This window comes from Synechococcus sp. BA-120 BA3 (assembly GCF_034931285.1).
Lineage (GTDB): Bacteria > Cyanobacteriota > Cyanobacteriia > PCC-6307 > Cyanobiaceae > Cyanobium.
Genome location: NZ_JAYGHZ010000300.1, coordinates 1 through 9,440, shown reverse-complemented (window position 1 = coordinate 9,440; position 9,440 = coordinate 1). Strand labels below are relative to the sequence as shown.

Below are 9,440 nucleotides of genomic sequence, written 5' to 3'. Positions count from 1 at the left end.
GGTGCCCTACCGGGTGCTGCACCGTCCCGAGGCCTCAGGCCCGCGGCCGTTCCGTCCCGAGCCGGCGGTGGCGTCGCGCCCGACGACCCCGGCCCCGGTCAGCGCCGCCGACGACTGGGGCCGTGACGATGGCGAGGAATGGTGAGTGCGGTCACCGCGACCACCTCGGCTTCCGGGACGCTGCCTAAAGTTCCACAACCTCCGCGCCCAGGGACCGCACCGGTGACCGAGACCCCCAGCAACACCCCCGACCCTGTCGCCACCTCGCCGGAGGCGAAGACCGCCGCCCCGAAGGCGAAGCCGCCCGCGCCTGAGGACAAGCCGTTCGAGGTCTTCGTGCCTGAGCTGCTGCTGCCGGCCCTGGTCAAGGAGATCGAGGCCTACGGCGGGCCGGCCCCCGAGCTGGTGTTCGAGCAGGGCGCCATGCCCGTGGTCGGGGCGGATTGCTGGATGGTCCGGGGGCGGCTGCCGGGCGAGCGCCGCTTCTGGCTCTGCTTCACCCGGCCCGACATCAGCGCCGCCAAGACCATCGCCCTCGCCGAAGGGGCCGGCAGCCCCAGCCTGCTGGAGTCGTTCCTGATCGACGAGAAGAAGATGACCCTCTCGCTGCTGGTGTCGCGGGTGGTGCAGCGCCTCAACGGCCAGAAGTGGCTGGGCCCCAACTGAGGCGCCGCCCCCTTCGCCGGCTTCACATCCGCGGCTTCACATCCGGACCGATCGCGGGGATCGATGCCTACGATGGCACCCGAGCTCTCTGAACGCCCGCGCGATGGTGCCTCCCGCCACCCAAGCCCCCACCGCCCCCCGGGTGGGCACCCCGGATGCCCCGGCCATCAAGGACCCGGTGAAGGACACGATCCTCACCCCACGCTTCTACACCACGGATTTCGACGCCATGGCGGCGATGGATCTGCGGCCCAACGAAGTGGAACTGGAGGCGATCTGCGAGGAGTTCCGCAAGGACTACAACCGCCACCACTTCGTTCGCGACGGCCAGTTCGAAGGCGCCGCCGACAAGCTCGATCCGGAAACCCGCCGGGTGTTCGTTGAGTTCCTCGAGCAGAGCTGCACCTCGGAGTTTTCGGGCTTCCTGCTCTACAAGGAGCTCAGCCGCCGCATCAAGGAGCGCAATCCGCTGCTGGCTGAATGCTTCGCCCACATGGCCCGCGATGAGGCCCGCCATGCCGGGTTCCTGAACAAGGCCATGGCCGACTTCGGCCTCCAGCTTGACCTGGGCTTCCTGACGGCCACCAAGGCCTACACGCACTTCCAGCCCAAGTTCATCTTCTACGCCACCTACCTCTCAGAGAAGATCGGCTACTGGCGCTACATCGCCATCTACCGCCACCTGGAAAAGCACCCGGAAAGCAAGATCTTCCCGATCTTCAACTTCTTCGAGAACTGGTGCCAGGACGAGAACCGCCATGGCGACTTCTTCGATGCCCTGATGAAGGCCCAGCCCGACACCGTGCGCGGCTTCACGGCTCGCCTCTGGTGCCGTTTCTTCCTGCTGGCGGTGTTCGCCACCATGTACGTGCGCGACGTGGCCCGCAAGGAGTTCTACGAGGCCCTCGGGCTCGATGCCCGCACCTATGACAAGTACGTGATCGCCAAGACCAACGAAACCTCCGCCCGGGTGTTCCCTGTGGTGCTCAATGTCGAGCATCCCGAGTTCTACGAGCGGCTGGAGAAACTGGTCCAGAACAACGCCGCCCTTGATCGGGCCGACCGTTCCGGCGCCCCGGCGCCGGTTCGGGCCCTGCGCAAACTGCCCCACTGGTTCGGCAACGGTGTCCAGATGGCCCGGCTGTTCCTGATGGCTCCGATCCGCAGCGAACGCTTCCAGCCCGCCGTGCGCTGAGCCGACCCGCCAGAATCGGCCCAGTTCCTTTCTTCGCCGCTTGGTCGTCTCCCCTCCCACCGGCGCCCCGGTCGCCAGTGCCCTCACCCTGTCCCCGGCAGCCCTCGGCGATCCGGCCTGGCGTTCCGTCCTCGAGCCGCTCCTGGCCGCGGGACGCTCGGCCGGGGCCGACCTGGTGGAGGTGTTCCTGGAGCGCTCCGACCACCTCGGCCTGCTCGCCGAGCAGGATGCCATCACCAGTGTCAGCCCGGCCTTCGGCGCCGGGGCGGGTCTGCGGGTGTTCCTGGGGGATCGGGACGGCTTCGTTTCCACCAATGACCTGAGCGCCGCAGGCCTGCGGGCGGCGCTCGAGCAGGCCCTGGGCATGCTGGGGCTGCTGCTCCCCTCCCAGGGCGGCGGGGGCTTCGATGGCCTGCCCGAGCTGCGCGATTTCGCCGCCACCAAGGAGGGTTGGCTGCAGGCCTGCCCGTCCCTGGCGGAGGCCACCGGCCGTCTGCTGGAGGGCACGGGCCGTCTCGCGGCCCATGGCCAGCACCTGCAGGTGCGCCGGGGCAGCTACGCCCGCGACTGGCAGGAGGTGCTGGTGGCCGCCAGCGACGGCACCTACGCCCGGGACGTGCGGCTGCATCAGTCGGTGGGCCTGAACGTGCTGGCGGCCGACGGCGACCACCGGGCCAGCCTGGGCCGCCGCTACGGCACCTCCGACAGCCCCGACGACCTGCGCCGCTGGGATGTGGAGGCCGCCGCCGTGGACGTCTGCAGCAGCGCCGGCACCATGCTCTACGCCGATTACGTCGAGGCCGGCCAGTTCCCCGTCGTGCTGGCCAATCGTTTCGGTGGTGTGATCTTCCATGAGGCCTGCGGCCACCTGCTGGAGACCACCCAGGTGGAGCGGGCCACCACCCCCTTCGCCGACATGGTGGGCCAGGCCATCGCCCATCCCTCCCTCACCGCCATCGATGAGGGCCTCACCGCCGGCGCCTTCGGTTCCCTGGCGATGGACGACGAGGGCATGGAGCCCCAGCGCACCGTGCTGATCGAGAACGGCATCCTGCAGCGCTTCCTCAGCGACCGGGCCGGGGAGCGCCGCACCGGCCATCCCCGCACCGGCAGCGGCCGGCGCCAGAGCCACGCCTTCGCCGCCGCCAGCCGCATGCGCAACACCTACATCGCCGCCGGCCCCCACAGCCCGGAGGATCTGATCGCCTCCGTCGACAAGGGGCTGTACTGCAAGTCGATGGGCGGCGGCAGCGTCGGCCCCACCGGCCAGTTCAACTTCGCCGTCGAGGAGGGCTACCTGATCGAGAACGGCGCCCTCACCAGGCCGGTGAAGGGGGCCACCCTGATCGGCGATGCCAAGGAGGTGATGCCCCGGATCTCGATGTGCGCCAATGATCTCGAGCTGGCCGCCGGCTTCTGCGGTTCGGTCAGCGGCAGCATCTTCGTCACCGTGGGCCAGCCCCACATCAAGGTCGACACCATCACCGTCGGGGGACGCTGAGCATGGCCACCACCGAATCAGCGGCCACCAGCCTCGATGCCGAGGTGCTGCGCCAGCGCCTCGACCAGCTGGCCCAGCGCGAAGGGGTCCGGCGCTGGGATCTGGGCGCCTCCTGCAGCACCGACACCTCGGTGCAGGTCGACCGGGGCGAAGCCAAGCAGATGAAGGGAGCCCAGCGCAGCGCCATCACCCTCAGGGTCTGGAACGATGACGGTCTGGTGGGCATCACCAGCACCTCCGACCTCTCCGATGCCGGCCTGGCCCGGGCCCTGGCCGGGGCCCGCGATGCCAGCGCCTACGGCAACGTCGATGAGGTGCCCGATTTCTCCCCCCTGGCCACCGCGCCGCTGCCGGTGCTGGAGCAGCCGCTCCGCCCGCCGGTGAGCATCCTCAGCCTGCTGGACACCCTCAAGGAGGCGGAGAGCGATCTGCTCGGACGCCATCCCGCCATCGGCACGGTCCCCTACAACGGCCTGGCCCAGCGCAGCAGCGACCGGCTCTACATCAATAGTGCCGGCGCCTGCCGCCAGCAGCGCCTCACCACCGCCTCCCTCTACCTCTATGCCCGGGCCGAGGAGGCGGGCCGCAAGCCCCGCAGCAGCGGCGCCGTGCGCCTGGCCTACGGCGCCGCCGACCTCGACGTGGCCGGCTGCGTGCAGGAGGCGGCGGATCGCACCATCGCCCACCTCGATTACGCCCCGATCCGTACCGGCCGCTACACCTGCGTCTTCAGTCCCGAGGCCTTCCTCGACCTGATCGGCGCCTTCAGCAGCCTGTTCAATGCCCGCGCCGTGCTCGATGGCGTCAGCCTCAGCCGGCGCGAGTCCCTGGGCGAGCAGCTGGCCGTCCCCTTCTTCTCCCTGCACGACAACGGCCTGCATCCGGCCAACGTGGGTGCGGCCGCCTTCGACGGGGAAGGCACCCCCACCCGCCGCCTGTCCCTGGTGGAGGGCGGAATGCTGCGCCACTTCCTCCATTCGGAGGCCACGGCCCGGGCCTTCGGGGTCGCCCCCACGGGCCATGCGGGTCTGGGGGCCAAGGTGTCGGTGGGCCCCGACTGGTTCGAGATCGGCCCCACCCCCGGCAGCGACGGGGGCGCCCAGGGCCTGGACCGCTTCGCCTCCGCTGCCGCTGATGGAGATGGCCTGGTGGTGATCGATTCCCTCTCGGCCCTGCATGCGGGTGTCAAGGCCAGCCAGGGCTCCTTCTCCCTCCCCTTCGACGGCTGGCTGGTGGAGGGGGGAACGCCGCGCTCCATCGAGGCCGCCACCGTGGCCGGTGACATCCGCACCCTGCTCAAGGCGATTGTCGGTTTCGAGGGTCCGGCCAAGGTGACCCCCGACGGGCTCTGCCCCCACGTGTGGGTGGAGGGTCTCTCGATCACCGGCGACGCTTGAGGATTCTGTTCTGGGGCACCCCGGCCTACGCCGTGGTCAGTCTCGAGGCCCTGCGGCTGGCCGGCCACACGATTGTCGGTGTGGTGAGCCAGCCCGACCGGCGCCGGGGCCGGGGCAAGGCCCTGGTTGCTTCGCCTGTGAAGCAGCGGGCCCTGGAGCTGGGTCTGCCGGTGTTCACCCCCGAGCGGATCCGCCGCGACCTGGCCTGTCAGCAGGAGCTGGCCGCCCTGGAAGCCGACGTCTCGGTGGTGGTGGCGTTCGGGCAGATCCTGCCGCCGGCGGTGCTCTCCCAGCCGCCCCTGGGCTGCTGGAACGGCCACGGCTCCCTGCTGCCCCGCTGGCGGGGCGCTGCGCCGATCCAGTGGGCCCTGCTGGAGGGGGACGGCGAGACCGGCGTCGGCATCATGGCCATGGAGGAGGGGCTCGACACCGGCCCGGTGCTGCTGGAGCGGCGTCTCTCGATTCCCCTGCTGCAGAACGCCGGTCAGCTGTCGGAACGGCTGGCGCGTCTCACCGGGGAGTTGCTGGTGGAGGCCCTGCCCCTGATCGAGGCGGCCGGTCCCGGACCCGAGCCGGAGCGACTCGCCCGCCTCGGGGTGCGTCCCCAGGCGGCCGCTGGGGTCAGCCATGCCCGCCAGCTCACCAAGGAGGACACCCTGGTGGACTGGAGCGGTACCGCCCTGGCCATCCATCGCCGGGTGATGGGACTGCACCCCAATGCCTCCTGCCCCTGGGGGGCCGAGCGGCTGAAGCTGCTGGCCACCGAACCCCTGGTCACCCGCCTGGCCGACCAGCTCACTCCGGCGGCTGCCGCCCTGGCCGAGCGCTGGGGCGGCTCCAGCCAGGCCGGGACAGCGGCGGGTGGCTCGTCAGCGGCTGGCCCAGGCACCGTGCTGGCGGTGGTGGAGGGGGAGGGGCTGGTGGTGGCCACCGGTGGCTGTCCGGTGCTGCTGCGTCAGGCCCAGCTGCCGGGACGGCGTCCGAGCGAAGGACAGGCCCTGATCCAGCAGCTGGGGCTGGTGGCCGGCGACCCAATCGGTGCAGATACCCCCTGATCCGCTCTTTCGGCAAGCGCTGTTGACGTTTTGTTCCCTTACTGCCGTCTCAGTGTTGGACTGCCGACAGAGGCAGTAGACCGAAGCCAGTGAACGGGTGGGGATGTCATGGCCAGCGAACTTTCCTTCGTCAACAGCACCGGGTCCGGCTGCCGGATCTTCCGGGACACGTCGGGCTGCTACGTGGCGAGCCATGAGCGCATCCCCGGCCAGCGGGTGATGACCCCCACCCTGGCGGGTGCCTATGCGGCCTGCCAGGGATGGGAGCATCGGGCCTGGGCGGAGGACCCTGCCGGGGCTGGCTGAACCTGCCGCGCGGGCGCCCGCTTCGGCTCAGCCGCCGGAGGCGAGTTCCTCGGGCTGGCGCCGGTGCAGTTCGTGCAGCCCCTCCAGCTGGTTATGCACGGCGACCAGCTGGTCACGGATGTGGCGGCTGTTCTCGATGCGCTCCAGGGCGAGAAGCATGCCTTCGATCTGGGCCTTGCAGTCGATAAGCACGCGGCACTGGGTGGATCCGGGTTCGTAGGGCATGTCGGAGTGGGGCAGATCCTCAGTCCACCCTAGGGAGGCGACGGAGGCTGTCACAACCATGGCGGTTCAGCGGGAACCGCTGCGGCGCCGGCCTCGGTCGTGGCCCTGGCCCTGCCCGTGGCGGGGGCCCTGGTGGCTGCGGCGTCCCCGGCCGCCGCTGAGATCCAGCGGCGGCGCGGAGAGCACGGTGGGCTCGAAGCCCGACACCTCCTGGCGGGGCAGGGGGGAACCGACCAGGCGCTCGATCGCCCTCAGCAGCTCGTGCTCCTCGGCCGCCACCAGGGAGATGGCATGGCCGTTCTGGCCCGCCCGGCCGGTGCGGCCGATGCGGTGCACGTAGTCCTCGGCCACGTTGGGCAGGTCGAGGTTGACCACATGGGGCAGCTGGTGGATGTCGATGCCGCGGGCGGCGATGTCGGTGGCCACCAGCACCCGCACCTCGCCGCTCTTGAACTCGGCCAGCGCCCGGGTGCGGGCCCCCTGGCTCTTGTTGCCATGGATCGCCGCGGCTCCCAGCCCCTCCTTCTCGAGCCGTTCCGCCAGGCGGTTGGCGCCGTGCTTGGTGCGGGAGAAGACCAGCACCTGTCGCCAGTCGTTGGTGCGGATCAGATGGCTGAGCAGGTCTCCCTTGCGGTCCATGTCGCAGGGATGGATCACCTGCTCCACCAGGGGCGCGGCCTGGTTCTCGGGCGTGGCCTGGAGTTGCACGGGATTGTGCAGCAGGCCGGTGGCCAGCCGCCGGATCTCGGTGGAGAAGGTGGCCGAGAACAGCAGGTTCTGGCGCTTCGCCGGCAGCAGCGAAAGGATCCGGCGGATGTCGCGGATGAAGCCCATGTCGAGCATCCGGTCGGCCTCATCGAGCACCAGGATCTCGACCCGGTCCAGCCGCAGGGCGTTCTGCTGGTGCAGGTCCATCAGCCGCCCGGGGGTGGCCACCAGCACGTCGGCACCGCGGCGCAGGCGCTGCATCTGGGGGTTGGCGCTCACCCCGCCGAAGACGACGTCGGAGCGCAGATCCAGGTAGCGGCCGTAGGCGGTGACGCTGTCCGCCACCTGGGCCGCCAGCTCGCGGGTGGGCGTCAGCACCAGGGCCCGCACCACGCCGGCCCGGGCGTGGGGACCGTGGCGCAGCCGTTCCAGCATCGGCAGGGTGAAGCCCGCTGTCTTGCCGGTGCCCGTCTGGGCGGCCGCCATCACGTCATGGCCCGCGAGCACGGCGGGGATGCACTGCAGCTGGATCGGCGAGGGGCTGCTGTAGCCCTTGGCAGCCACGGCCTTGAGGATCGGCTCCGAGAGACCCAGCACGGCGAAGTCCGTCGCCAGTCCGGCCACCGGCGGGTTCAGACCCGTGGCGGTGTGGCTGGGGGTGAGGGAATCAGCGGCCTGGGAAGCAGTGACCGGTGCGGCCACAGGGGCAGCGATCGGCGCGGGGGAGGAGCCATTGCCGCTGCGTCGGCTCCGGCTGGCCTGGGCCTGGGGCCTGGAGGTAGGGGCGGTGATCGGGCGCGAACACGGAGTGGCGACCAGCCTAGGACCGGCCGGCGGCGCCATCGCCTCAGCGCGGCGTGCGGTGGCTGCAGCGCTCGCAGGGTCCCTCCGGCAGCACGGCGCAGCGCAGCAGGGGGCTGCGAGCATTGAAGCGGCAGTGGGGGTCCCCGATCACCCAGCGCCCCTCCCACCAGAGGGCATCCGCCGGCCGTCGCTGGGGTTTCACCTGCAGGGCCACCGTGGCCAGCTCGTAGCGGCCCTGCCGCAGTCGGTAGCGGTGGCGGCGCTGCAGCACCAGGAAGCTGCCCTCGCCGACGGTCAGCCAACGGCCGGGGTGGGGCACGTCACCCAGGTCGTCGATCTCGACCGTTGTGATCAGCCGGTCCGAGTCGATCTGGCGCAGTTCGATCCGCATCGCTCCGCGGGCGTCAGGCGTCGCCACTGCCCTGCTCGGGCAGGGTCGACCGTTCCGTGCGCAGGGAGAAACCCCAGGCGAACAGGGCCGCCACCACGAGCAGCAGGGCCCATTCGGGTACCTCCACCGCCGGCAGCACCAGGCGCAGCAGCAGCTTCAGACCCACCAGCCCCACGGCCAGGTAGCCCGCTGTTTCCAGATGGGGGAACACCTCCAGCCAGCGCAGGAACAGCTCTGCCGTGAGCCGCAGGGCGAGGATGCCGATCACCCCGCCGGCCATCACCAGCGGCACCCGGTCGGTCACCGCCACCGCCGCGGAGACGCTGTCGAGGGAGAAGGCCAGGTCGGTGAGGGCCAGGGTGGCCACGATCGAGCCCAGGGTGGCGCCGTGGTGCGGATGGCCCGGGTCGTGGTGGGAACCGTGGGCGCCATGGTCGGCCGCTGTCGGGTCCTGGCTGTCGCCGGCGTCGTCCCCGTCGTCCTTGCCCAGCAGGTGGCGGCCGCAGAGCCAGAGCAGATAGGCGGAGGCCAGCAGCTGCAGGGGCCAGAAGGCGAGCACCTGGCTGGCCAGAGCGATCAGGGCCAGCCGGAAGACCAGGGCCAGCACCAGGCCGAGGTTGAGGGCCATGCGCTGCCGCGCCGGATCGTGGAGCCGCCGGGAGATGGCGGCCAGGGCGATGGCGTTGTCGGCGGAGAGCACCGCCTCCAGCCCCACCAGCAGGACCAGCAGCAACAGCACCTCACCCCACTGGTCCGCCTCCTGCAGCAGGGGCTGCAGCAGGGGCGTGAGGCTCTCCACCGATTCCACTTCCATTCCTGGGGTTCGCTCGGCCGTGGAGGCTGCAAAGAAACACTCTAGAAAGAGCGTCGGTCCCTCCCGCCCCATGCACGTCCAGGTCCGACTGCTCCACTGCGATGGCGGCCGCTGCGTCGTGCTGGTCTCGGCCCGCGACGGTGAGCGGTTCCTGGGCAGTGCCCTGGGGGAGGCGGGGGATGCCGAAGCGGCCGAAGACCGCGCCAGGGCCAGGCTCCTGGCCCATCTCCAGAGCCCCGGGCCAGCCGCCGCCGCAGCGCCGGAGCGGGTTCCTTCAGCGCCGGTGCAGGACCCCGCCGTCGTGACCCCTCGCCCGGCGAAGCGATCGGCGGCCGCCTCTGAACTGCCGCTTTCCGCGCCGCCGGAGCCTGTTCCCCC

10 protein-coding genes and 1 pseudogene are annotated in these 9,440 nt (G+C 71.0%); 7 read left to right on the top strand and 4 right to left on the bottom strand.

Annotation, left to right across the window (positions count from 1 at the left end; all coding sequences use genetic code 11):
• Positions 1 to 222: 222 nt before the first annotated feature.
• The 6 genes from VB737_RS12355 (at position 223) to VB737_RS12330 (ending at position 6,120) form a co-directional block, all read left to right on the top strand.
• Positions 223 to 666: a DUF2996 domain-containing protein gene (locus VB737_RS12355; protein ID WP_500313354.1), complete on the top strand. Its 444-nt coding sequence runs from the start codon at positions 223 to 225 to the stop codon at positions 664 to 666.
• Positions 667 to 769: 103 nt separating this feature from the next.
• Entirely contained in the window at positions 770 to 1,861 is a 1,092-nt protein-coding gene (gene acsF / locus VB737_RS12350) for a magnesium-protoporphyrin IX monomethyl ester (oxidative) cyclase (protein WP_500313352.1), read from the top strand.
• 88 nt (positions 1,862 to 1,949) lie between these two features.
• Entirely contained in the window at positions 1,950 to 3,362 is a 1,413-nt protein-coding gene (locus VB737_RS12345; RefSeq protein WP_500313356.1) for a TldD/PmbA family protein, read from the top strand.
• A gap of 2 nt (positions 3,363 to 3,364) precedes the next feature.
• A complete protein-coding gene (locus VB737_RS12340; protein WP_500313350.1) occupies positions 3,365 to 4,759 on the top strand; it encodes a TldD/PmbA family protein in 1,395 nt (464 codons plus the stop codon).
• Positions 4,756 to 5,814, top strand: a complete 1,059-nt coding sequence (gene fmt / locus VB737_RS12335) for a methionyl-tRNA formyltransferase (RefSeq protein WP_500313348.1) — start codon at positions 4,756 to 4,758, stop codon at positions 5,812 to 5,814. Before VB737_RS12340 ends, fmt begins: the two co-directional genes overlap by 4 nt.
• A gap of 108 nt (positions 5,815 to 5,922) precedes the next feature.
• On the top strand, positions 5,923 to 6,120 hold the full coding sequence (locus VB737_RS12330) for a hypothetical protein (protein ID WP_500313346.1): 198 nt from the start codon (positions 5,923 to 5,925) through the stop codon (positions 6,118 to 6,120).
• Between the two features lie 27 nt (positions 6,121 to 6,147).
• Here the strand turns inward: VB737_RS12330 and VB737_RS12325 are convergent, their stop codons facing one another.
• The 4 genes from VB737_RS12325 to VB737_RS12310 form a co-directional block, all read right to left on the bottom strand.
• Positions 6,148 to 6,345 (bottom strand): hypothetical protein, encoded by a 198-nt coding sequence (locus tag VB737_RS12325; RefSeq protein WP_500313344.1) that lies wholly within the window; start codon positions 6,343 to 6,345, stop codon positions 6,148 to 6,150.
• Positions 6,346 to 6,411: 66 nt separating this feature from the next.
• Positions 6,412 to 7,677 (bottom strand): DEAD/DEAH box helicase, encoded by a 1,266-nt coding sequence (locus tag VB737_RS12320; RefSeq protein WP_500313355.1) that lies wholly within the window; start codon positions 7,675 to 7,677, stop codon positions 6,412 to 6,414.
• Between the two features lie 223 nt (positions 7,678 to 7,900).
• Positions 7,901 to 8,248: a DUF6464 family protein gene (locus VB737_RS12315; protein ID WP_500313343.1), complete on the bottom strand. Its 348-nt coding sequence runs from the start codon at positions 8,246 to 8,248 to the stop codon at positions 7,901 to 7,903.
• Positions 8,249 to 8,261: 13 nt separating this feature from the next.
• A complete protein-coding gene (locus VB737_RS12310; RefSeq protein ID WP_500313341.1) occupies positions 8,262 to 9,062 on the bottom strand; it encodes a TerC family protein in 801 nt (266 codons plus the stop codon).
• 70 nt (positions 9,063 to 9,132) lie between these two features.
• Between VB737_RS12310 and VB737_RS12305 the strand changes: the two are divergent.
• Positions 9,133 to 9,440 (top strand): annotated as a pseudogene (locus VB737_RS12305) (hypothetical protein); the annotation flags it as partial.

Coding starts and splice junctions, on each gene's coding strand:
- VB737_RS12330 (WP_500313346.1), top strand. CDS start 5,923: ATGGCCAGCGAACTTTCCTTCGTCAACAGCACCGGGTCCGGCTGCCGG.
- VB737_RS12340 (WP_500313350.1), top strand. CDS start 3,365: ATGGCCACCACCGAATCAGCGGCCACCAGCCTCGATGCCGAGGTGCTG.
- VB737_RS12315 (WP_500313343.1), bottom strand. CDS start 8,248: ATGCGGATCGAACTGCGCCAGATCGACTCGGACCGGCTGATCACAACG.
- VB737_RS12310 (WP_500313341.1), bottom strand. CDS start 9,062: ATGGAAGTGGAATCGGTGGAGAGCCTCACGCCCCTGCTGCAGCCCCTG.
- acsF (WP_500313352.1), top strand. CDS start 770: ATGGTGCCTCCCGCCACCCAAGCCCCCACCGCCCCCCGGGTGGGCACC.
- VB737_RS12325 (WP_500313344.1), bottom strand. CDS start 6,345: ATGCCCTACGAACCCGGATCCACCCAGTGCCGCGTGCTTATCGACTGC.